Source organism: Streptomyces sp. NPDC047085 (assembly GCF_040643735.1).
GTDB lineage: Bacteria > Actinomycetota > Actinomycetes > Streptomycetales > Streptomycetaceae > Streptomyces.
In genome coordinates this window covers 336,909-359,246 of sequence record NZ_JBEYUW010000009.1, presented here as the reverse complement: position 1 = coordinate 359,246, position 22,338 = coordinate 336,909, and the positions used below count along the sequence as shown (strand labels likewise).

Genomic DNA, 22,338 nt, shown 5'->3' with positions numbered 1-22,338 from the left:
GGGGTAAGGCTCCCAGTAGACGACTGGGTTGATAGGCCGGATCTGGAAGCACGGTAACGTGTGGAGGTGACCGGTACTAATAGGCCGAGGGCTTGTCCTCAGTTGCTCGCGTCCACTGTGTTGGTTCTGAAACCACGAACAGCCAACGGTTGTTGATTGTTTCATAGTGTTTCGGTGGTCATAGCGTGAGGGAAACGCCCGGTTACATTCCGAACCCGGAAGCTAAGCCTCACAGCGCCGATGGTACTGCAGGGGGGACCCTGTGGGAGAGTAGGACGCCGCCGAACAATTCTTGGGAAAACCCCCGCATCAACGATGCGGGGGTTTTCTGCGTTCAGGAGCGGTTTCCCTCCGAAGAGGGGAGCGGATCACGACGCCTCGACGCATTGATGCATCAAAGTCGGCCCGCCGCTTTCAGAGCGAGATAGGCATCCGCCAGCGCCGACGCCAGATCGTCCGGGGTCGCGTCCACCACCGTCACCCCATGCCGGCGCAGCTGTTCCGCCGTACGTTGCCGTTCGCTCTGCGCCTGAGCCGCTGCCGCCGCGTCGTACACCGCCTCGGCGTCCCCTCTGGCCTGCGCCATACGGGCGACGTGCGGGTCGGCCACGGAAGCAATGAGAACCGTGTGGCGCTTGGTGAGCTGTGGGAGCACGGGTAGCAGGCCCTGTTCCACCGGTGCCGCGTCGAGCGACGTGAACAGCACGAGCAGTGAACCTCGACGAGCCGTACGCAGGGCCGTCGCCGTGAGTCCGCGGGCGTCGGTTTCGACGAGCTCCGGCTCCAGCGTCGCCATCGCGTTGACCAGGGATGGAAGGACGTCACCGGCGGAGCGGCCCTGGACCAGGGCGCGGATCCGGCGGTCGTAGGCCAGCAGGTCCACGCGATCGCCCGCGCGGGAGGCGAGTGCCGCCAGGAGGAGGGCCGCGTCCAGAGCGGCGTCCAGGCGGGGTGCATCACCCACACGGCCGGCCGAGGTGCGACCGGTGTCCAGGGCCAAGAGGATGTGGCGGTCGCGTTCGGGCCGCCAGGTGCGTACGGCGACCGTGGAGTGGCGGGCGGTCGCCCGCCAGTCGATCGAGCGGGTGTCGTCGCCGGGGACGTACTCGCGAAGGCTGTCGAACTCGGTGCCCTCGCCGCGGGTCAGCACACTGGTGCGACCGTCGAGTTCACGCAATCGGGCGAGTTTCGACGGCAGGTGCTTGCGGCTGGTGAACGGGGGCAGGACTCGTACGGTCCAGGGCACTTTGTGGGCGCCCTGCCGGGAGAAGAGGCCGAGGGGGCCGTAGGAGCGGATGGTCACGCGGTCGGCCTGACGGTCGCCTCGCCGGGTGGGGCGCAGCCGGGTGGTCACACGGCGGCGTTCGCCGGGCGGGACCGTGATGCGATGCCGGGAGCCTTCCACTTCGGTGCCGGGCTGCCAGCTGCTGGGTGGCCAGGCGTCCCGCACGCGTGCCCGCAGAAGGCGGCGGGACGGGTTGGCAAGGGTGAGGGTGACGTCGGCGGTCTCGCCGAGCCGTGTGGAGGTGTCGCCGGAGCGGCTCAGGACGAGACGTCGTACGGGCGCGGCGAGCGCGTAGTCGCAGGCACAGGCCAGCGCCAGGGACCCGTTGACCGCGAGGATGCCCGTCCAGCCGGGTTCCAGGACGCCGACGGGAATGGAGCCGAGGGCCGCCAGGAGGGCGGCGCGGCCGGTGAGCGCCATCAGCGGGGTACCGGGACGTGGGCGAGGATGGCGTTGATGACGGAGTCGGCGGTCACGCCCTCCATCTCGGCCTCGGGGCGCAATTGGATCCGGTGGCGCAGGGTGGGCAGGGAGAGGGCCTTCACGTCGTCGGGGATGACGTAGTCACGGCCCGTCAGCCAGGCCCAGGCACGCGAGGTCGCGAGGAGTGCGGTGGCGCCGCGCGGGGAGACGCCCAGGGTGAGGGAGGGCGACTCGCGGGTGGCGCGGCAGATGTCCACCACGTAGGCGGTGATCTCGGGGGAGACGGCCGTCTTGGCGACGGCGGCGCGGGCGGCCTCCAGGTCCGCGGGTCCGGCGACGGGGCGTACGCCGGCGGCGTGCAGATCGCGCGGGTTGAAGCCCGAGGCGTGCCGCGTGAGGACGTCGATCTCGTCTTGCCGGGACGGCAGAGGGATCGTCAGTTTCAGGAGAAAGCGGTCCAGTTGGGCCTCGGGCAGGGGGTAGGTGCCCTCGTACTCGACCGGGTTCTGGGTGGCCGCGACCAGGAACGGGTCGGGCAGGGGACGAGGGGTGCCGTCGACCGTGACCTGCCGTTCCTCCATGGCTTCCAGGAGGGAGGACTGGGTCTTCGGTGGGGTGCGGTTGATCTCGTCCGCGAGGAGGAGGTTGGTGAAGACCGGGCCCGGCTGGAAGGAGAACTCGGCGGTGCGGGTGTCGTAGACGAGGGAGCCGGTGACGTCGCTCGGCATCAGGTCGGGCGTGAACTGGACACGCTTGGTGTCGAGTTCGAGCGCGGATGCGAGTGCGCGGACGAGCAACGTTTTGGCGACTCCAGGGACTCCTTCAAGGAGAACGTGTCCGCGGCAGAGGAGGGCGACGACGAGGCCGGTCACGGCGGGGTCCTGGCCGACCACGGCTTTGGCGATCTCGGCGCGCAGGGCCTCGAGGGAAGCTCGGGCGGCGCCCGCGTCCCCGTGGTTCCCGGCGTTGTCAGTGGTCGGGTCCATCATGAACGGCGTACCTCTCTTTCGAGGGCGTCGAGTTGGTCGGTGAGTGCGATGAGGGCCGCGTCGTCGCCGGGCGGCGGTCCGAAGAGGAGGGAGTGCAGATTCTGTCCGTCGCCGTGCAGGTGGGCGGACAGGGCGGGGAGCAGGGCTTCGGGGGCGTGCGCCTGGGCGACGGGGACGCCGACGAGGGGGGCGAGGCGCGTGCGGGTGGTGGAGCGCAGGGCGGCGGCCGCGCGGTCGCGGGCGTTGGCCTTGCGGTAGAGGCGGGCGCGGCCTTCGACGGTTTCGGAGGCGCGGATCGCGACGGGGAGTCGTTCGGCCACGAGGGGGCCGAACCGGCGTCCCCGCCAGAAGGCGGCGAGGGCCGCGGCGATGAACAGCTGCAGTGTGCCCCACAGCCAGCCCGAGGGGAGCAGGTCGAGGATGCTCTTGCGGTCGCCGGAGTCGGTGACGGGGGAGTCGGCGAGCGAGGGGAGGTACCAGACCAAATGGGGGCGGGAGCCGAGGAGTTGGAGGGCGAGCGAGGCGTTTCCCTGCTCGTCGAGGCGGTCGTTGAGGAGGATGTCGGGCGCGCCGAGGACGATGGTGTCGCCGTTCCCGGAGGCCGCGGGGACGCGGATCAGGGTGGCGAGACGGCCACTGGGGTAGCAGGAGTCGGCGTCCAGGTCGGTAGTGGTGTAGCGGACGCCGCCGGTGTCGGCGCGGCCGGCGCGTCGGGCCTCGGGCAGGGTGCAGTCGGGGTCGAGTGCCGAGTCGATGCTGGTGGCGGGATCCGCGGTGACACCGGGGGCGAGTCGCTCGACCGACCAGGCGCCGGCGGCGACGAGGACGGTGCGCCCGCCGGAGGATGCCGTCGCGGAGTGCAGTTGGCTTTGTTGACGGTGGGTCAAAAGGTCGGGTACGGCCACGAGGAGGGTGGTGTCCGGGCCGGCCGCGGCACGCGCCGCCTTGAGCGAGGTGACCACGCGTGTGGAGACGCCCCGGTCGGCGAGGAGTTCGGCGACGGCGCGGCTGCCGTAGGGGTCGGCGGAGCGTGGGTCGAGGTCGCCGTGCCGGGTCTGCGAGCGGACGACGGCGATCGCGACGGCCGCGATCAGGAGCAGCACGACGGCGAGGACGATGCCTCGCGCGCGGGTCCACACCTGGCGGGTGGTGGGCGAGACGGAAGTGGTCGGCGCTGCCATGGCCCGGGTGCTCATTTGGCGCCCCCCTGGGGGGTGTTGTGGGCTGTGCTGGAGGCGCTGTTCGCGAGGGTCGGGCGGGTGCGTTCCAGGTCGATGTCGAGTTCGGCGATGCGCCGGTACGACAGTTCGCTCGCCCTGCGTCCGCCGTATGTGACGTCGTCGAACTCCCGAGCGGCGGAGCGCAGTCGGTCGGTGTGCGCGGGCAGGGCGCGTCCGGCTTCGGCCGCCGCCTCGTCGGCGGTGCGGCCGGGGCGGTTGTCGAGCAGGGCGCGCTCCTCCAGGGAGCGGACGATGGCCCGCATGCGTTCCTGGACGGCCTGGTTCCAGTGACCCTGGGCGGCGTGTGCCTCGCTGGCCGCGCGGTGTTCGGCGGCGCTGCGGGGGCGCTCGTCGAACAGGGTGGCGGCGGAGGTGGGTCGGCGGCGCGGAGTGCCCAGGCGCCACCACAGCGCGGCGAGGACGGCGACGACGAACAGGACCACGACGACGAGGCCGAGCGTGCCGCCCGGGGTCACGGAGCCGGCCGAGTCGAAGAGTCGGCCGATCCAGTCCCAGAACTTGTTCAGGGCACGCTGGAACAGGCTGGGGTCGTTCTCGTGGTACATCCCTTTCGACAGCTCGCGGCGTGCCGCCTCACGCGCGGGGTCGCGCGGGATGGTCACGGGCGGCTCGTCTCCGGAGCCGCCGAGTGCCGTGACAGCCGTGGCTGCCGTGTCCGCCGAGCGCAGCAGGCGTTGTACGGCCGAGCCGGCGGCGCCGGGCAGGGCAGGCGCCGCCGTCAGAACTCCCCCCGTCAGGCTCACCCCATCAGCTCCCCGGGACCGGGCCGGGGGCGCCGACGCCGTAGTCCTGGACACCGGCGGCGCGGGCCAGTTCGAGGTCGAGGGCCTCGCGGCGGATGCGTTGGTCGATGTAGAGGAGCACGGTGACGCCCGCGTTGATCGGGAGCGTGATCATGGAGCCGATCACCGAGCCGATGCCGGTGATGATCAGGAACGACCAGTTGGCGGGGTGCGGGCTGGTGGCGAACAGGCCCGTCATTCCCTCGCCGCTCACGGCGGCCGCGATGAAGGTGAAGGGGATCACGACGATCGAGGAGACGATGTTGGCGATGATCCCGGCGAGCAACTGGATGCCGAGGATGCGCCACCAGGAGCCGCGGACCAGCTTGGTGGACCGGCTGATCGACTTCACGATGCCCTGCCGCTCCAGCATCAGCGCCGGCGAGGCCAGGGAGAAGCGGACCGTCAGCCACACCATGACGACGATGGCGGCGAGGATGCCCAGGACGAGCAGGGTGATGGTGACCGGCTCGTTGCCGGCGAAGGCGGCGATGAGGCCGGGCAGCGCGCCGGCGACCAGGACGCCGACGGAGATGAGGCCCAGCAGGAGGAGCAGACCGAACAGCCTCGGGACCTGAGGGCGGGCTTCGCGCCAGGCCTCGCCGGCGGTGACCGGCTTGCCGAGGACGGCACGGCTGGTGACGGTCGTCAGCAGAGCGGTCGAGATGATGGTGCCGATCACGGTGACCAGGGCGACGACACCGGCGCCGGCCATGATCGTGCCGAAGGACCGGAGTATCTCCTCCGCGGAGGCGCTGGGGTCGTTGAGGGTGTTGGTGGTGTCGTCGAGGATGACGCCCTGCAGCAGGATCACGCCGAGCTGGGTGACGACCGAGACCGTCAGCGAGATGCCGAGGACCGTGCGCCAGTAGGTGCGCATGGTGGAGACGGCGCCGTCGAGGATCTCGCCGACGCCGAGCGGGCGCAGCGGGATCACGCCGGGCTTGGCCGCGGGCGGGGGACCGCCCCAGCCGCCGCCCCAGGCTCCGTAGGGGCCGGGGGCACCGTAACCGCCCGGGCCGCCCCAGCCGGGGCCTCCGTAGCCGCCGGGGCCGGTGGGGCCGCCGGGCGGCTGTCCGCCCCAGCCCGGGCCGGGCGGCGGCGGAGGCGGCGGGGTCTGGCCGGGGTTCGGTGCTCCGGTGGGCGCGGACCACTGGCCGGCCGGTGGCTGCTGGTCGGACCACTTCGCGCCTGGGCCCTGCGGATGCGCGCCCGGCTGTGCGGAGGGCTCGGTGGGGCCAGGACGGTCGGCAGGCTCGGCGGGGCCGGGCGCACCGGGCTCCCGCCCGTCGTTCGACGGGGCGGATCCGGGCGACGCCCAGCCCGGAGTGTCAGTCATCGAAGCTCCTTCACGGTGCCCGTCCGCGGTCGCGGCGGCAGGTTGGCAGACATCGTGCCATGGGGCGGTCTCCGCGTGACCGGCAGCGGTAGGGGCTGCGCTCCTTCAATTGTCCGGTGGATACGGGGCAGACTGACCGCATGGCTGATCAGCGCGCGCGACCGGACGAGGACAAGCGGCCGACAGGGATACCCGTTCTGCGATGGGAGGAGCCACCCGAAGGTCCCGTACTGGTCCTTCTCGACCAGACGAAGCTCCCGGCCGAGGAGGTCGAGCTGGTGTGCACGGACGCGCCGGCGCTGGTGGAGGCGATCCGTTCGCTCGCCGTGCGCGGGGCGCCGGTGCTCGGCATCGCGGGGGCGTACGGCGTCGCGCTGGCGGCCGCGCGGGGCTTCGACGTGGAGGAGGCCGCCCGTGCGCTCGAGGGCGCCCGGCCGACCGCCGTGAACCTCTCCGTCGGGGTGCGCCGGGCGGAGGCCGCCTATCGGGCCTCGCTCGCGGCCACCGGCGACGCCGGCGAGGCGGCGACGGCGGCGCTGGCCGCGGCGCGGACGCTGCACCGGGAGGACGCCGAGGCCAGCGCCAGGATGGCCGCCCACGGACTGGCCCTGCTGGACGAGCTGCTGCCGGGCGGCGGGCACCGGATCCTGACCCACTGCAACAGCGGATCGCTGGTGTCGGGCGGGGAGGGAACGGCGTTCGCGGTGGCCCTGGCCGCACATCGGGACGGGCGGCTGAGGCGCCTGTGGGTGGACGAAACGCGTCCGTTGCTGCAAGGTGCTCGCCTGACGGCATACGAAGCGGCTCGCAGCGGCATGGCGTACACCTTGCTCACCGACAACGCGGCCGGTTCGCTGTTCGCGGCGGGAGAGGTGGACGCGGTACTGATCGGTGCGGACCGGATCGCGGCCGACGGTTCGGTGGCGAACAAGGTGGGGAGCTATCCGCTCGCGGTGCTCGCGCGGTACCACCATGTGCCGTTCATCGTGGTGGCGCCGGTGACGACGGTGGATCCGGAGACGCCGGACGGGGTATCCATCGAGGTCGAGCAGCGCCCCGGCTATGAGGTGACCGAGGTCACAGCACCCCAGGTGCCGGTGACGGGAGCGGGAGGCGGGATTCCGGTGGCTCCCCTGGGAACCCAGGCGTACAACCCGGCGTTCGACGTGACTCCGCCCGAGCTGGTGACGGCGATCGTCACCGAAGAGGGCGTTGTTTCGCCCGTGACACGGGAGGCTCTTGCCGACATCTGTGGCTGACATCAGGGCAATGCCATATCAGGTGGCGTGAAGAGGGCATCGTTCGTCCGCTGCAAGGTGTACCTCGCCTTGCCAGGCGTAGAAGCCGCCGTGCAGCCACCCAGTGCCCCCACATGCGCATTCGCCGGGGTTGAGGGAGAGCCGCAGGCTCACGGTGTAGTGGGCCCCCTCGGGCGCCCCGTCGAGGCTGTGTGAGCCGAGGGAACACGAGCAGGGGACGGACTTGCCGGGCTTTCCGGTCACGGAACCATCATCGGTGGTGACGCAGGTGCCGGAACAGGTCGGGCAGGACTCTTCTGCGATGGCCTCGACTCCTTCGAATCGGACGAGGCCGCGCTCGGTGTCGACGGGTGCGGCCTAACTTTCACTTCTCCGCGTCCTTGCCCCAACGGGCCACGGTGGCGCGGGAGATCCCGGTGAGTTCGGCGACGCGGCGGGTGGGGACGCCGGCGCTGATGGCTTCGAGGATCAAGGGGCGGAGATGGGTGTCCAGCCGCTCCAACTCGGAGGCGAGGCGGACCCGCTCTTTGCCCGGCTCTACGAGCTGTCGTACGGCCTTGGCCCGAGCGTCTTCGGGGGTGCTCGCGGGAGTGTCCGATGCAGGGGCTTGGACGGTACGAGGCGGTTGCTAAGCCTGCCCGATCCGCGGGCCAGCGTAAGGGGCCATGATCACTCGCGCCAAAGCAGCTCCCGGCCAAGTCGCTACGCCGACCTAGGTGTGCTGTCCGGCGGGTCGCCCCACCGACCCCGCATCCGACAGCCCTGTCACCCGAACGGCCCAACATGACGCGCCACCCACATGGATGAACATCAAGCTGATTAGTGCCCCAATCAAGGCAATCCGTGAAAGGGGAACCGAATGCGCATTCGACGCATCCTCGCCGCCGGCATCGCCACGGCAGCCCTCGCCGGACTCGGCCTCACAGGCGCCGCCACCGCCACCGCCACCAGCCTCACCCCGAGTCAGGGCGGCGGCGCCGCCCTCACCCCCGGTGAGTGCGAGCAGGGCGGCGGAACGGTCGATTGGTCGAAACCGACTCCGGGCGCTCCCGGGACCTGCAGGGGCGGCACGGGCAACGGGCAGCCGGTCGACTAAACCCCACTAGGCGCTAGGAACGCCCCGCAGCCACGCGCTGCGGGGCGCTCCCGCGCGAGCGTAGCCGGGAGAGTCGCAGGGACCGTGCCGACCCGTCGGGCACGCCAGCTCCGCTGAACCGACCGAGAACCGTCAGGGAAGCTTCCTCATTGCGCGCAGCCCACCCAGTAAGCGATGTATGCAACCGCCAAGCTGACGAGAGCGGCGACCGTATGGGCGTACTCGTAGTGCAGGTGGTTCGCCGTTTCCTGGGCAGGGCTGGACGTGAAGAGAAAGGCGGTTGTGGAGGCCAGGACGGCTCCCGCTTTATCCTTGGTCCACCGTGCCTTCAGCTCGGAGTTGCTTGCCACAAGGCGGTTGTATCGAGCACTCGTGCGGTGCGCAAGATCCCCTGCGCGCACGCGACGATGAGGGCCGCAACCGCCAGTACAGACGCACCGCTTTCGTCATGGATGCGAACAGTAGGGGCGTATGTGCGGAAGTGGCAGAGTCGATCGAGCCAAGCTCGGAGCCTGCCTCTGGCCCCCACGCAGTCGCGGTACATCGCTCGCTATTGTCGGGACATCCGGCAGGCGAGCTGACATCCGCGACTGACATCCACGTCGGCGGACAGGGGCAGACAGTGACGGCCCCGTACGACTATCGTCACGGGCCAGTGACCTGCCTCACCTGCGCCTCTGTCGTCGTTACGAGAATGGGATGATGTCGTTTATGAAGGGACGAGTCCTTGTCGTCGACGACGACACCGCACTGGCCGAGATGCTCGGCATCGTGCTGCGTGGTGAAGGTTTTGAGCCGTCTTTCGTAGCCGACGGCGACAAGGCGCTGGCCGCTTTCCGCGAGACCAAGCCAGATCTGGTGCTGCTCGACCTGATGCTGCCCGGCCGGGACGGCATCGAGGTGTGCCGCCTGATCCGGGCGGAGTCCGGGGTGCCGATCGTGATGCTCACGGCAAAGAGCGACACCGTCGACGTCGTCGTGGGCCTGGAGTCGGGCGCCGACGACTACATCGTGAAGCCGTTCAAGCCGAAGGAGCTGGTGGCCCGCATCCGGGCGCGGCTGCGGCGGTCGGAGGAGCCGGCGCCGGAGCAGCTCACCATCGGTGACCTGGTGATCGACGTGGCCGGGCACTCCGTGAAGCGGGACGGGCAGTCGATCGCGCTGACCCCGCTCGAGTTCGACCTGCTGGTCGCGCTCGCGCGCAAGCCGTGGCAGGTGTTCACCCGCGAGGTGCTGCTCGAGCAGGTGTGGGGCTATCGGCACGCGGCCGACACGCGACTCGTCAACGTGCACGTCCAGCGGCTGCGCTCCAAGGTCGAGAAGGACCCGGAGCGGCCGGAGATCGTGGTGACCGTCCGCGGCGTCGGTTACAAGGCCGGGCCGAGCTGACATGTCCGGGGACAGTGCCGCTTCGGCTCCCGGCCGGTCCGGGGACCGCCCGGGGCGGGCTGTCGGCATGAAGTCGGCGGGTTCGCGCTGGGGACGCCTCTTCGAGGGCGGGCTGCTGCAGGGCGGGGTCCAGGGCAGCCCGGTCGTCCGTCTGTTCATGCGGTGGGTGCGGCGGCCGCTGCTGCCGGTCATGCGGCTGTGGCGGCGCAACATCCAGCTGCGGGTCGTCGCCACGACCCTGCTGATGTCGCTGGGTGTCGTCCTGCTACTGGGCTTCGTCGTGATCGGGCAGGTGCGCAACGGCCTGCTGGACGCGAAGGTGAAGGCCTCCCAGAGCCAGGCCACCGGCGGGTTCGCGGTGGCCAAGCAGAAGGCCGACGAGGCCGCCGCCGGCGCCAACGGCAACGGCGCGGCCGACGGCGTGTCGGCCACCGACGGACAGCAGTCGCAGAACGTCATTCAGTGGATGAGCGACCTCGTGGAGTCGCTGTCCAGCGGTGGCGCGGGCGCCTTCGACGTGGTGACGCTGCCCGTCGGCGACGACAGCGGCGGCGGACGCAGCCCGCGCGGTTCCGGGTACGTCAGCCCGACCGACAGCGTGCCCGCCGGGCTGCGCGAGCGGGTCAACAGCAGTACGACCGCCGCGCAGAGCTACACCCGGATCGTCTACAGCAACGGCAAGGAGTCCCAGCCCGCGCTGGTCATCGGCAAGCAGGTCAACGACCCCAACGGCCACCCGTACGAGCTGTACTACCTCTTCCCGCTCACGCAGGAGGAGAAGTCCCTGAGCCTGGTCAAGGGCACGCTCGCGACCGCGGGGCTCTTCGTCGTCGTACTCCTCGGGGCGATCGCCTGGCTGGTGGTGCGGCAGGTCGTGACGCCGGTGCGGATGGCGGCCGGGATCGCGGAGCGGTTGTCCGCCGGCCGGCTGCAGGAGCGGATGAAGGTCACCGGCGAGGACGACATCGCCCGTCTGGGGGAGGCCTTCAACAAGATGGCGCAGAACCTGCAGCTGAAGATCCAGCAGCTGGAGGATCTGTCGCGGATGCAGCGGCGGTTCGTGTCGGACGTCTCGCACGAGCTGCGCACCCCGCTGACAACCGTGCGGATGGCCGCCGACGTCATCCACGAGGCCCGCGAGGACTTCGATCCGGTGACCGCGCGGTCCGCCGAGCTGCTCGCCGACCAGTTGGACCGGTTCGAGTCGCTGCTCGCGGACCTGCTGGAGATCAGCCGCTTCGACGCGGGCGCGGCGGCGCTGGAGGCCGAGCCGATAGACCTCAGGGAGGTCGTGCGCCGGGTGGTCGGCGGTGCCGAGCCGCTCGCCGAGCGCAAGGGCAGCCACATACGTGTCATCGGCGACCAGCAGCCCGTCGTCGCCGAGGCCGATGCCCGGCGCGTGGAGCGCGTCCTGCGCAACCTCGTCGTCAACGCCGTCGAGCACGGCGAGGGCAAGGACGTCATCGTCAAGCTCGCCGCCGCGGGCGGCGCGGTCGCCATCGCGGTGCGCGACTACGGCGTCGGGCTCAAGCCCGGCGAGGCCACCCGCGTCTTCAGCCGCTTCTGGCGGGCCGACCCGGCACGCGCGCGTACCACCGGCGGTACGGGCCTGGGGCTGTCGATCGCCCTGGAGGACGCCCGGCTGCACGGCGGCTGGCTGCAGGCCTGGGGCGAGCCGGGCGGCGGCTCCCAGTTCCGGCTGACGCTGCCGCGGACCGCGGACGAGCCGCTGCGGGGTTCGCCGATACCGCTGGAGCCCAAGGACTCGCGCCGCAACCGCGGACTCGACGACGAGGGTCGGCGCCGTGGGAGCGGGGAGAAGCGGGCGACCGTTCCGGTGCAGCCCGGCGGCCAGGTGCCGCCGCTGCCGCCGGGCGCCCAGATCCCGGCGCGCCGGGCCGGTGCCACCCCCGTGGCCGACCCGACCGCCCTGCCCGGCAACAGCAACGGCGCGCGCGTGGTGCCTCGGCCCGGCGGTGGCGCACAGCGCCCCGACGACAAGCCCGCAGGGCCGTCGTCCGGCCCGGGCAAGGGACGCCCGGATTCGCCCGGACAGCAGGACTCGACCGAGCCAGGGGAGGCATTTCGTGGGCGCTGACCGCGAGGGGGGCGCCCGGCGCCGGCCGGGACGCGCGGTGGCGTACGCCGCCTGTGGGGCCGTACTGCTGGCGGGCTGCGCCTCGATGCCCGACAGCGGGGACCTGCGGAACGTCGAGTCCACACCCCGGCAGGACACCGGCGTGCGCGTGTTCGCGATGCCGCCCGCCGAGAACGCCTCCTACAGCGAGATCATGCAGGGCTTCCTGGAGGCGATGACCAGCGACGATCCGCGGTACGACACGGCCCGCAAGTACCTCACGGCCGACGCCGCGCGCACCTGGCGACCGGAGCGCTTGACCACCGTCCTCGCCGACGGGCCGAGCATCGCCACCGATTCCCCGCCGAGCGGCCGGGACCAGGCCGAGAGCCGTACCTACGTCCTGGCGGGCAACCAGGTCGCCACGGTGGACGCACAGCAGGCCTACGCGCCCGCCGACGGCTCCTACCGCACCAAGGTGCACCTGACGAAGGACCCCAAGAGCGGGCAGTGGCGCATCGACGCGCCGCCCGAGGGCATCGTCATGGGCAAGTCGGACTTCCAGCGCAACTACACGTCCGTCGACAAGTACTACTTCGCCACGCACACCAGGGTCGGGGCGAACGGGGAGCCGGTGGCGGTCGCCGACCCGGTGTTCGTGCGCAGCAAGGTCGACCCGATGACCCAGATGGTGCGCTCGCTGCTGAGCGGGCCCACCAGCCGGCTCGAACCGGTGGTCAGGTCCAGCTTCCCGACCGGTACGGCCCTGCAGAAGGACACGACGGGCCTGACCCCGGACGACCAGAACAGACTCACGGTGCCGCTCAACGACAAGGCCTCCCGGGTCGGATTGGCCCGGTGCACGGAGATGGCAACCCAGCTGCTGTTCACGTTGCGGAACCTGACGCCGACGCTGGAGTCGGTCGAGTTGCAGGGGCCCGGCGGGCACCGGTTGTGCGAGCTGACGGAGGAGCGTGCGGAGGCCGGTGCCTGGCACGCCTCGGCGCAGAGCCCCCAGTACCTGTACTTCCTCGACGGCAAGCACCGGCTGGTGCGGCTGCCGACCGGTTCCACCGGGACCAGCGGCGCTCCGGTGCCGGGCGTGTTCGGTGAGGGAGTCAAGGATCTGCGGTCGGTCGCCGTCTCACGGGACGAGTACACCGTGGCCGGGGTCAGCGCCGACGGCAGGGGGCTGTACGTGACCTCCATGGCCGTGGGCGCCGCGCTCGGGAATCCGGTGGTCACCAGCCAGGGCGTGAACGCGCAGCACGACCGGCTGACCAACCCGAGCTGGGACGCCCGCGGCGACCTGTGGGTGGCCGACCGGGATCCGCGCCATCAGCGGCTGTACGTCCTGGAGCAGGGCGGGGACAAGCCGGTGGAGGTCGCCCTGCCGGATCTGCCCGGCCGCATCGAGGACGTGCGGGTGGCCGCCGACGGGGTGCGGGTCGCGCTGGTCGTGGCGAAGAAGGACGGCAAGCACTCGCTGCTCATCGGCAGGATCGAGCGGGACGACGAGTCGGACGACGGCCCGGCGGTGGTCGACCCGCGTCCGGCCGCCCCCGACATGGAGCTGGTCACGGCGATGTCCTGGGCGGGCGACAGCCGGCTGGTCGTGGTCGGCCGTGAACAGGGGGGCGTGCACCAGATGCGGTACGTCCAGGTCGACGGTTCCACGCTGGAGGGCCCCGCGCCCGCCGCCCTGTCGGGCGTGAAGGCCATCGCCGCCTCCGAGGACGAACGGGTGCCGCTGGTGGCCTACTCGGAGGACGGGATCGTGCGGCTGCCGACCGGCGCGCAGTGGCAGAAGGTGGACAAGGACGGGACGGCGCCGGTCTATCCGGGCTGAGCTGCGCCCCGCCTGAACCGGCCTCACGCGTGCGGGTGAGGAGCATACGGCGCTGTCCCGGCTTGTCCACAGGGCGTTGTCCACAGGGGTGGCCGGTCCTCCCGGGTCTTGGCACAGTGGTGGCCATGCGGAGGTGGTGGCAGGACCTCAGCGACCTGGTGCTTCCGGCCGAGTGCGGAGGCTGCGGAGCACCTCGTACGGTCCTCTGCCCGCGGTGCCGGGCGGCCCTGAGCAGTGCCGTGCCGCGCCGGGTGCGACCGATGCCGGAGCCGCCCGGGCTGCCGGTGGTGCACGCGGCGGCGCCGTACGCGGAGGAGGTGCGGGCGCTCCTCCTCGCGCACAAGGAGCGGGGTGCGCTGGCACTCGCGGGTGCGCTGGGCTCGGCCTTGGCGGGAGCCGTGCGCGCGGGTCTCGCGACAGGCGCGGTCGGTGGTGACAGTGGTGCCGGTGGTGTCGGTCATGCCGGTGGTACGGCCGGCGACGTCGGCGCTGTGGCGGCCGGACGGCGGGGGTCCGGGCCCGTGGTGCTCGTGCCGGTGCCCTCCGCGCGGTGGGCCGTGCGGGCGCGGGGGCACGATCCGGTGCGGCGGATGGCGCTCGCCGCGGCCGGGGAGCTGCGGCGCACCGGGACACCGGCCCGGGTGGCGGCCGTGCTGCGGCAGCGGCGGGCCGTGGCGGACCAGGCGGGACTGGGTGCGCGGCGGCGCCTGGAGAACGTCGCCGGCGCGCTGGAGGTGACGGCCGGCGGGGCACGGCTGCTCGACGGAGGCCGTGTCGTGCTCGTCGACGACCTGATCACGACGGGCGCCAGTCTCGCGGAGGCGGCACGGGCTCTGCGGGACACGACCGGTTCCCGCCGCGAAGGCAAAAGTGAGGGGGCACGGACCGTGTACGAAGCCGCAACTCGGGAAGGAAGGGGGGAACAACGGACGGGACCACGATCGGGGAGGGGGAACTCGGTGCATGGGGCACCGGAAAAGGGCGCGCCGAACGTCAACGGAGAGGCGCTCCACGCCGCCGTGGTCGCCGGTCCCAGGGATTCTTTCGAAATAAACAGGAACTGAGGGCGAACTTGCATCGTTGCAGGTAGCGAGAGCGTCAATTCACCTGAACGGAGGTACGCCGCAGTAGAGGGTGACGACATCCGGCCGGGCGAGATATGTTCGGTTGAGAGGAAAGGCGCAGGCCACACCTCCCATATCCGAATGCTGCGCTGCGGGTTTTGCGCAATCACCCCCTTCGGCGGGGTGGAGATCTTGCCCATGGGGGAGGAGGAGGTGGAGTCACCGAGTCCGAGGTTCCGGGGCTTCCGGAGCCTGGTGCAAAAGGGAGACGCTCCGCCTTGGAGCGGAGCGATCCGGGAACGGAGTTCTGCGTGGACATCGTCGTCAAAGGCCGCAAGACCGAGGTGCCCGAGCGGTTCCGCAAGCACGTGGCCGAGAAGCTGAACCTGGAGAAGATCCAGAAGCTCGATGGCAAGGTGATCAGCCTCGACGTCGAGGTGTCCAAGGAGCCCAACCCCCGACAGTCCGACCGCTGTGACCGAGTGGAGATCACGCTCCGCTCCCGCGGTCCGGTGATCCGGGCGGAGGCGTCGGCCAGCGATCCGTACGCGGCACTCGACATCGCCGCGGAGAAGCTGGACGCCCGGCTGCGCAAGCAGCACGACAAGCGTGTGGTGCGCCGCGGCGCACGACGGATCCCGGCGGCCGAGGTCCCCGATCGCGTCCCCGGCGTGGCGACGCTCAACGGCACGGGCGTTCCCGTCCACGACGAGGACACGGAGGGGGTGCCGACCAAGAAGATCGGCTCGCTGGAGGTCAAGGGCGAAGGTCCCCTGGTCGTCCGCGAGAAGACCCACGTCGCTGCCCCGATGAGCCTCGACCAGGCCCTCTACGAGATGGAGCTGGTCGGCCACGACTTCTACTTGTTCGTCGACTCCGAGACCAAGGAGCCGAGCGTCGTCTATCGGCGCCACGCCTACGACTACGGCGTCATCCACCTCAGCACGGAAGCGATGGTCGCTGAGGCGCCGCCAGCGGCAGGCGGCACGCTGGGCGGCTGAGCCGTCCGGCCGAAGCGGAGCAGGTGCCCCTGGAGCGCGTGTGCGCCCCCAGGGGCACCGGTGTGCGACCAGTTCGCGCCCCGCACGTCACCTCGGTGTCGTCCGGGCATGAAATCATGGCCGCACCGGCCCAACCGGTGGGCCGCTGCCTTGGGTTGGCGATGGCACAGGACCACAGGCCACAGCCTTCAGGGGGAGGAACGATGGCGGACACCTTCGGACCGATGCGCGACGCGGACGCCGACGACGGCCTCATCGGCGTGGGTTCGGACGCGGACTCTCCACGCAAGGAGCCGATCAGGGTCCTGGTCGTGGACGACCACGCCCTCTTCCGCCGTGGCCTGGAGATCGTGCTCGCGGCCGAGGAGGACATCCAGGTCGTGGGCGAGGCGGGCGACGGGGCCGAGGCCGTCGACAAGGCCGCCGACCTGCTGCCCGACATCGTGCTGATGGACGTACGGATGCCTAGGCGGGGCGGGATCGAGGCCTGCACCTCCATCAAGGAGGTCGCCCCCAGCGCGAAGATCATCATGCTGACGATCAGCGACGAGGAGGCCGACCTCTACGACGCGATCAAGGCGGGCGCGACCGGATACCTGCTCAAGGAGATCTCCACGGACGAGGTGGCCACCGCCATCCGCGCGGTGGCCGACGGGCAGTCGCAGATCAGCCCGTCCATGGCGTCCAAACTCCTCACCGAGTTCAAGTCGATGATCCAGCGGACCGACGAGCGCCGGCTGGTGCCCGCGCCCCGGCTGACCGACCGCGAGCTGGAGGTCCTCAAGCTCGTCGCCACGGGGATGAACAACAGGGACATCGCCAAGGAGCTGTTCATCTCCGAGAACACCGTGAAGAACCACGTGCGCAACATCCTGGAGAAGCTGCAGCTGCACTCCAGGATGGAGGCGGTCGTCTACGCGATGCGGGAGAAGATCCTCGAGATCCGCTAGCGCTTAGGCGAGGGCGCGGGCGAGTTCTCTGGTCAGCGGCTCGCGGAGTTCGGGGGCGTCCACGCGCTCCACCCGGACGTCCGTGCAGTTCACCCACGTCGCCGCCTCGATCAGGGCCTGCGCGACCGCGGGGACGGCCTTCGGGCCGTCCAGGGTGACCTGCTTGGCCACCAGGGTGTGGCCCTCGCGCGCCGGGTCGACCCTGCCGACCAGCCGGCCGCCGGCCAGCACCGGCATTGCGAAATAGCCGTACACCCGCTTCTGCCGGGGGACGTAGGCCTCCAGGCGGTGGGTGAAGCCGAAGATCCGCTCCGTGCGCGCCCGCTCCCAGATCAGCGAGTCGAACGGGGACAGCAGCGTGGTCCGGTGCCGGCCCCGCGGCGGCGTCGCCAGGGCGGCCGGGTCCGCCCAGGCGGGCCTGCCCCAGCCCTCGACCTCGACCGGCACCAGCCCCGAGTCGGCGATCACCGCGTCCACCTGCTCGCCCTTGAGACGGTGGTAGTCGGCGATGTCCGCGCGCGTGCCGACGCCGAGCGACTCACCGGCGAGGCGGACCAGACGGCGCACGCACTCGGTGTCGTCCAGCTCGTCGTGCAGCAGCGCCTCCGGGATCGCGCGCTCGGCGAGGTCGTACACCCGCTTCCAGCCACGGCGCTGGACGCAGACCACCTCGCCGTACATCAGGGCGCGCTCCACGGCGACCTTGGTGCCGGACCAGTCCCACCAGTCGTTGGTCTTCTTCGCGCCGCCCAGCTCCGTGGCCGTCAGCGGCCCTTCCGCGCGCAGCTGCTTGATGACCTGGTCGTAGGCGCCGTCGGGCAGCTGGTGGTTCCAGTGCGGGCGGTTGCGGTAGCCGCGGCGGCGGAAGGCGAAGTGCGGCCACTCCTCGACCGGGAGGATGCACGCGGCGTGGGACCAGTACTCGAAGGCGTGCGTGTCGCTCCAGTAGGCCGACTCCACGGTCTTGCGGCCGACCGCGCCCAGGCGTGCGTACGGGACCAGTTCGTGGGAGCGGGCGAGCACCGAGATCGTGTCGAGCTGGACCGCGCCGAGGTGGCGGAGCACCCCGCGGACACCGCCCCGCCGGTCGGGCGCGCCGAGGAAGCCCTGGGCCCGCAGGGCGATACGGCGGGCGTCGTCCGTGGTGAGCGAGGTGGTGGGGCGCGGAAGGGTCGTCATGGGTCGGACGATAGGGGGTGCCACTGACAGTCCGCGGTGAGCTGCGCTTTCGTCCGGCGGAGGTCAGGAGGGCGCGGGCAGGTACGGGGCCGTGGACGGCAGGCCCAGGTCCGAGGGGAGCAGGGAGCCGACCCAGCAGTCCCGTCGTACCCCCTTGTTGTTGATCGCGGAGCGCAGGGTGCCCTCGACGGTGAAGCCCGCGCGCTCGGCCACCGCGCGCGAGCCGGCGTTGCCGACCTCGGCGCGCCACTCGACACGGTCGACGCCCAGCTCCGTGAAGATCCACCGGCAGGCGGCGAGCGTGGCCTCCGTGACATAGCCGCGGCCACGGTGTTCCTTGGTCGCCCAGAAGCCGACCTCGGCCACGCCGAGCGCCCGCATCGTCAGGCCGAGCATGCCGGCCAGCTCTCCGCCGGTGAGGAAGACCCCGAAGGTGAACATCGAGCCCTGCGACCAGCCGTCGGGGACCATCTCCTCCGTGAAGCCGCGGGCGTGCTCGGGCAGATAGGGCGAGGGGATCGTGGTCCAGCGCTGGATGTCGGGATCCTGGGCGGCCGCGTACACCGCCTCGGTGTCGGCCGGGCCCACGGCGCGCAAGAAGAGACGGTCGGTGGTCAGCGTGACGGGTTCCATCGGCCGATTCTTGTCCGACGCCCCGCGCCCCGCCATAGGTTTTCGCCGTGAGTGAGCGCGCCATCACAATTCGCGCAATTCCTTGGGCCGATGCGGCACTATCCGCAGGGGCCACCCGTTGTCCAGGGTGAAGGAGCCCGTCGAACCGCCAGGCCTCCCGGCACAGCGGGGTCCTCGCATACGATGGCCGTTGCTCAGTACGTCAAATCGAAAACCGACCGTCCCAGGCCCGACCGGCAAGGAGACCAGCCCCCGTGTCCGTCCTCTCGAAGATCATGCGTGCAGGCGAAGGCAAGATCCTGCGCAAGCTGCACCGCATCGCGGACCAGGTCAACTCCATCGAAGAGGACTTCGTCGACCTCTCCGACGCCGAGCTGCGCGCCCTCACCGAGGAGTACAAGCAGCGCTACGCCGACGGTGAGAGCCTGGACGACCTGCTCCCCGAGGCGTTCGCCACCGTCCGTGAGGCCGCCAAGCGCGTCCTCGGCCAGCGGCACTACGACGTGCAGCTGATGGGTGGCGCCGCCCTGCACCTCGGCTATGTGGCGGAGATGAAGACCGGTGAGGGCAAGACCCTCGTCGGCACGCTGCCCGCGTACCTGAACGCCCTCTCCGGCGACGGCGTCCACCTCATCACGGTCAACGACTACCTGGCCGAGCGCGACTCCGAGATGATGGGCCGCGTCCACAAGTTCCTGGGCCTGAGCGTCGGCTGCATCCTGGCCAACATGACGCCGGCCCAGCGCCGCGAGCAGTACCAGTGCGACATCACGTACGGCACGAACAACGAGTTCGGCTTCGACTACCTGCGCGACAACATGGCGTGGTCCAAGGACGAGCTCGTCCAGCGCGGCCACAACTTCGCCATCGTCGACGAGGTCGACTCCATCCTGGTCGACGAGGCCCGTACGCCGCTGATCATCTCCGGCCCGGCCGACCAGGCCACCAAGTGGTACGGCGACTTCGCCAAGCTGGTCACGCGCCTGAAGAAGGGCGAGGCGGGCAACCCGCTCAAGGGCATCGAGGAGACCGGCGACTACGACGTCGACGAGAAGAAGCGCACGGTCGCCATCCACGAGAACGGCGTCTCCAAGGTCGAGGACTGGCTGGGCATCGACAATCTCTACGAGTCGGTGAACACCCCGCTCGTGGGTTACCTGAACAACGCCATCAAGGCCAAGGAACTCTTCAAGAAGGACAAGGACTACGTCGTCATCGACGGCGAGGTCATGATCGTCGACGAGCACACCGGCCGTATCCTCGCCGGCCGCCGCTACAACGAGGGCATGCATCAGGCGATCGAGGCGAAGGAAGGGGTGGACATCAAGGACGAGAACCAGACGCTCGCCACGATCACCCTGCAGAACTTCTTCCGCCTCTACAAGAAGCTGTCCGGCATGACCGGTACGGCGATGACCGAGGCCGCCGAGTTCCACCAGATCTACAAGCTCGGCGTGGTCCCGATCCCGACGAACAAGCCGATGATCCGCAAGGACCAGTCGGACCTGATCTACCGCACCGAGGTGGCCAAGTTCGAGGCGGTCGTCGACGACATCGCCGAGAAGCACGAGAAGGGCCAGCCGATCCTCGTCGGCACGACGTCCGTCGAGAAGTCGGAGTACCTGTCCCAGCAGCTCAGCAAGCGCGGCATCCAGCACGAGGTGCTGAACGCCAAGCACCACGAGCGCGAGGCCTCGATCGTCGCCCAGGCCGGCCGCAAGGGCGCCGTGACCGTGGCCACCAACATGGCCGGCCGTGGTACGGACATCAAGCTCGGCGGCAACCCCGAGGACCTCGCCGAGGCGGAGCTGCGCCAGCGCGGCCTCGACCCCGAGGAGCACATCGAGGAGTGGGCGCACGCCCTGCCCGCCGCTCTGGAGCGTGCGGAGCTCGCGGTCAAGGCCGAGAAGGACGAGGTCGAGGAGCTCGGCGGTCTCTACGTGCTCGGCACCGAGCGGCACGAGTCGCGCCGTATCGACAACCAGCTGCGCGGTCGTTCCGGCCGTCAGGGCGACCCGGGCGAGTCCCGCTTCTACCTGTCGCTGGGTGACGACCTCATGCGTCTGTTCAAGGCGCAGATGGTCGAGCGCGTGATGTCCATGGCCAACGTGCCGGACGACGTGCCGATCGAGAACAAGATGGTCACGCGCGCGATCGCGTCCGCGCAGTCGCAGGTCGAGCAGCAGAACTTCGAGACCCGTAAGAACGTCCTGAAGTACGACGAGGTGCTCAACCGGCAGCGCGAGGTCATCTACGGCGAGCGCCGCCGCGTCCTGGAGGGCGAGGACCTGCACGAGCAGGTGCAGCACTTCATGGACGACACGATCGACGCGTACGTCGCCGCCGAGACCGCCGAGGGCTTCCCCGAGGACTGGGACCTGGACCGGCTGTGGGGCGCCTTCCGGCAGCTGTACCCGGTGAAGGTCTCCATCGAGGAGCTGGAGGAGGCGGCCGGTGACCGCGCCGGTCTGACCGCCGAGTTCATCTCCGAGTCCATCAAGGACGACATCCACGAGCAGTACCAGTCCCGTGAGACGCAGCTCGGCTCCGAGATCATGCGGGAGCTGGAGCGGCGGGTCGTGCTGTCGGTCCTGGACCGCAAGTGGCGCGAGCACCTCTACGAGATGGACTACCTCCAGGAGGGCATCGGCCTGCGCGCGATGGCGCAGAAGGACCCGCTGGTCGAGTACCAGCGCGAGGGCTTCGACATGTTCACCGCGATGATGGACGGCATCAAGGAGGAGTCCGTCGGCTACCTGTTCAACCTGGAGGTCCAGGTCGAGCAGCAGGTCGAGGAGGTTCCGGTCGAGGAGGTCCAGCCGGTGGCCGAGGGTGCCGTCCAGGACACGGTGCCGGCGCAGGCGGGTGCGCGTCCGGAGATCCGGGCCAAGGGGCTGGATGTTCCGCAGCGGCGGGATCTGCACTTCTCCGCGCCCACCGTGGACGGTGAGGGCGGCATCCTTGAGCGGGACCTCGAGGACGACGAGCCGGTGCGGTCCGAGGCGGACGGGCTGACGCGGGCGGAGCGGCGCCGGCAGGCCAAGCAGGGTGGGCGGCGCCGCAAGAAGTAACGCGACCTGCGGTGCCTTAGCCGTGGCCCTGGGGCCGGGCTTCCTTCGGGGAGCCCGGCCCCTTGGCTTGGGCCACTACGAGGGCCTGTGGGGTGTCAGTCCTCGGGGGTGCGTGGGGGGAGGGGGATGCCCAGGTCTACTGCTGTGCAGCGCCAGCGGAGATCTGGGCCTTTTTCGAGGCGGAAGGCCATGGCGCGGAGTCGGGAGCCGGCGGCGATGCGGGCGAAGACTTCCAGGGCGCCGGCGCTGGGGACGTAGTAACCGATGTCGTGGACGACGGGTCGGGTGCCGCGCGTGCGCAGCGGGCTGTGTTCGGCGAGGTGGGCGAGGTCGTCGTAGGCGCGGCCCGCGGTGTGGCGGAGCATCCAGTGGACGGGGCGCCGGCCGCTCAGGACGGCCAGCAGACGGTCGGCGAAGAGGTCGGTGGGCCGATAGGCCGGGACGGCTGTCGTAGTCGCCGTGGGAGGCGTGTGCGCGGTTCGGGTGGAGGGGGTCGTGCTCTGCTGCTTCGCGGTGGTGTCGCCGTTGCCCCTGATCGGAGTCCGGGGCGGTGCGCTGCCGGGGCGGCGGGAGTCGCGGCGGGTCGGTGGGCGGTGGCGCGGGCGTGGTTGCGGCTGGGGCTTGCGGCTCATGACCTTGTTCATACGGGTCCCCGTTCGGCCGGCCCGGGCGATACCGGGCGGTAACTCGCTGGTGGGGATCTTGTACGGG

At 70.7% G+C, this 22,338-nt stretch carries 19 protein-coding genes and 2 rRNA genes; 11 read left to right on the top strand and 10 right to left on the bottom strand.

Translation table 11 applies throughout. From position 1 onward, the window contains the following. Nucleotides 1-100 (top strand): 23S ribosomal RNA (locus tag ABZ865_RS28675); the annotation flags it as partial. A gap of 70 nt (nt 101-170) precedes the next feature. Beyond that, nucleotides 171-287: ribosomal RNA gene (gene rrf / locus ABZ865_RS28670) — 5S ribosomal RNA — on the top strand. A 107-nt stretch (nt 288-394) separates the two neighbouring features. Here rrf and ABZ865_RS28665 read toward each other — a convergent pair. From ABZ865_RS28665 to ABZ865_RS28645, 5 genes are read right to left on the bottom strand one after another with little or no spacing between them, the layout of a single operon-like run. Beyond that, complete coding sequence (locus ABZ865_RS28665; protein ID WP_361236336.1) at nt 395-1,705, bottom strand: DUF58 domain-containing protein; 1,311 nt, start codon at nt 1,703-1,705, stop codon at nt 395-397. Further along, on the bottom strand, nt 1,705-2,694 hold the full coding sequence (locus ABZ865_RS28660; RefSeq protein WP_361236388.1) for a MoxR family ATPase: 990 nt from the start codon (nt 2,692-2,694) through the stop codon (nt 1,705-1,707). The genes ABZ865_RS28665 and ABZ865_RS28660 overlap by 1 nt, the downstream gene beginning before the upstream one ends. Next, the gene (locus ABZ865_RS28655) at nt 2,694-3,893 is read right to left on the bottom strand and encodes a DUF4350 domain-containing protein (RefSeq protein ID WP_361236333.1); all 1,200 of its coding nucleotides are present in this window, start codon (nt 3,891-3,893) and stop codon (nt 2,694-2,696) included. Before ABZ865_RS28655 ends, ABZ865_RS28660 begins: the two co-directional genes overlap by 1 nt. Next, the gene (locus ABZ865_RS28650) at nt 3,890-4,681 is read right to left on the bottom strand and encodes a DUF4129 domain-containing protein (protein ID WP_361236330.1); all 792 of its coding nucleotides are present in this window, start codon (nt 4,679-4,681) and stop codon (nt 3,890-3,892) included. Before ABZ865_RS28650 ends, ABZ865_RS28655 begins: the two co-directional genes overlap by 4 nt. Nucleotides 4,682-4,685: 4 nt before the next feature. Next, nucleotides 4,686-6,059 (bottom strand): proline-rich domain-containing protein, encoded by a 1,374-nt coding sequence (locus tag ABZ865_RS28645; RefSeq protein ID WP_361236327.1) that lies wholly within the window; start codon nt 6,057-6,059, stop codon nt 4,686-4,688. Between the two features lie 140 nt (nt 6,060-6,199). On the opposite strand from ABZ865_RS28645, the gene mtnA reads away from it, so the two are divergent. Next, entirely contained in the window at nt 6,200-7,318 is a 1,119-nt protein-coding gene (gene mtnA / locus ABZ865_RS28640; protein WP_361236325.1) for an S-methyl-5-thioribose-1-phosphate isomerase, read from the top strand. A gap of 364 nt (nt 7,319-7,682) precedes the next feature. Here mtnA and ABZ865_RS28635 read toward each other — a convergent pair whose 3' ends face one another. Continuing rightward, a complete protein-coding gene (locus tag ABZ865_RS28635; protein WP_361236322.1) occupies nt 7,683-7,790 on the bottom strand; it encodes a helix-turn-helix domain-containing protein in 108 nt (35 codons plus the stop codon). Nucleotides 7,791-8,177: 387 nt separating this feature from the next. On the opposite strand from ABZ865_RS28635, the gene ABZ865_RS28630 reads away from it, so the two are divergent. Beyond that, the gene (locus ABZ865_RS28630) at nt 8,178-8,414 is read left to right on the top strand and encodes a hypothetical protein (protein WP_361236319.1); all 237 of its coding nucleotides are present in this window, start codon (nt 8,178-8,180) and stop codon (nt 8,412-8,414) included. A gap of 146 nt (nt 8,415-8,560) precedes the next feature. Here the strand turns inward: ABZ865_RS28630 and ABZ865_RS28625 are convergent, their stop codons facing one another. After that, complete coding sequence (locus ABZ865_RS28625) at nt 8,561-8,764, bottom strand: hypothetical protein (protein ID WP_361236316.1); 204 nt, start codon at nt 8,762-8,764, stop codon at nt 8,561-8,563. A gap of 349 nt (nt 8,765-9,113) precedes the next feature. Here ABZ865_RS28625 and mtrA point away from each other — a divergent pair, with 349 nt between their 5' ends. The 6 genes from mtrA to ABZ865_RS28595 all read left to right on the top strand — a co-directional run bounded on the left by mtrA (nt 9,114) and on the right by ABZ865_RS28595 (nt 16,744). Continuing rightward, the gene (gene mtrA / locus ABZ865_RS28620; protein ID WP_191870552.1) at nt 9,114-9,803 is read left to right on the top strand and encodes a two-component system response regulator MtrA; all 690 of its coding nucleotides are present in this window, start codon (nt 9,114-9,116) and stop codon (nt 9,801-9,803) included. 1 nt (nt 9,804) lies between these two features. Beyond that, nucleotides 9,805-11,901, top strand: a complete 2,097-nt coding sequence (gene mtrB / locus ABZ865_RS28615) for an MtrAB system histidine kinase MtrB (protein ID WP_361236313.1) — start codon at nt 9,805-9,807, stop codon at nt 11,899-11,901. Further along, nucleotides 11,891-13,729 (top strand): LpqB family beta-propeller domain-containing protein, encoded by a 1,839-nt coding sequence (locus ABZ865_RS28610; RefSeq protein WP_361236310.1) that lies wholly within the window; start codon nt 11,891-11,893, stop codon nt 13,727-13,729. Before mtrB ends, ABZ865_RS28610 begins: the two co-directional genes overlap by 11 nt. A 125-nt stretch (nt 13,730-13,854) precedes the next feature. Continuing rightward, nucleotides 13,855-14,793, top strand: coding sequence for a ComF family protein (locus tag ABZ865_RS28605; RefSeq protein ID WP_361236307.1), 939 nt, complete (start codon nt 13,855-13,857; stop codon nt 14,791-14,793). A gap of 311 nt (nt 14,794-15,104) precedes the next feature. Beyond that, entirely contained in the window at nt 15,105-15,794 is a 690-nt protein-coding gene (gene raiA, locus ABZ865_RS28600; RefSeq protein ID WP_361236304.1) for a ribosome-associated translation inhibitor RaiA, read from the top strand. Nucleotides 15,795-15,997: 203 nt separating this feature from the next. Further along, nucleotides 15,998-16,744: a response regulator transcription factor gene (locus ABZ865_RS28595; protein WP_361236301.1), complete on the top strand. Its 747-nt coding sequence runs from the start codon at nt 15,998-16,000 to the stop codon at nt 16,742-16,744. Between the two features lie 3 nt (nt 16,745-16,747). Here the strand turns inward: ABZ865_RS28595 and ABZ865_RS28590 are convergent, their stop codons facing one another. Together ABZ865_RS28590 and ABZ865_RS28585 are read right to left on the bottom strand one after the other, a co-directional pair. Continuing rightward, entirely contained in the window at nt 16,748-17,923 is a 1,176-nt protein-coding gene (locus tag ABZ865_RS28590) for a crosslink repair DNA glycosylase YcaQ family protein (RefSeq protein WP_361236298.1), read from the bottom strand. A 63-nt stretch (nt 17,924-17,986) separates the two neighbouring features. Beyond that, nucleotides 17,987-18,556 (bottom strand): GNAT family N-acetyltransferase, encoded by a 570-nt coding sequence (locus ABZ865_RS28585; RefSeq protein ID WP_361236295.1) that lies wholly within the window; start codon nt 18,554-18,556, stop codon nt 17,987-17,989. A gap of 254 nt (nt 18,557-18,810) precedes the next feature. On the opposite strand from ABZ865_RS28585, the gene secA reads away from it, so the two are divergent. Then, nucleotides 18,811-21,627: a preprotein translocase subunit SecA gene (gene secA / locus ABZ865_RS28580; protein WP_361236292.1), complete on the top strand. Its 2,817-nt coding sequence runs from the start codon at nt 18,811-18,813 to the stop codon at nt 21,625-21,627. Nucleotides 21,628-21,722: 95 nt separating this feature from the next. On the opposite strand, the gene ABZ865_RS28575 is transcribed toward secA, so the two are convergent. Beyond that, complete coding sequence (locus ABZ865_RS28575; protein WP_361236289.1) at nt 21,723-22,271, bottom strand: Rv3235 family protein; 549 nt, start codon at nt 22,269-22,271, stop codon at nt 21,723-21,725. Nucleotides 22,272-22,338 lie beyond the last annotated feature (67 nt).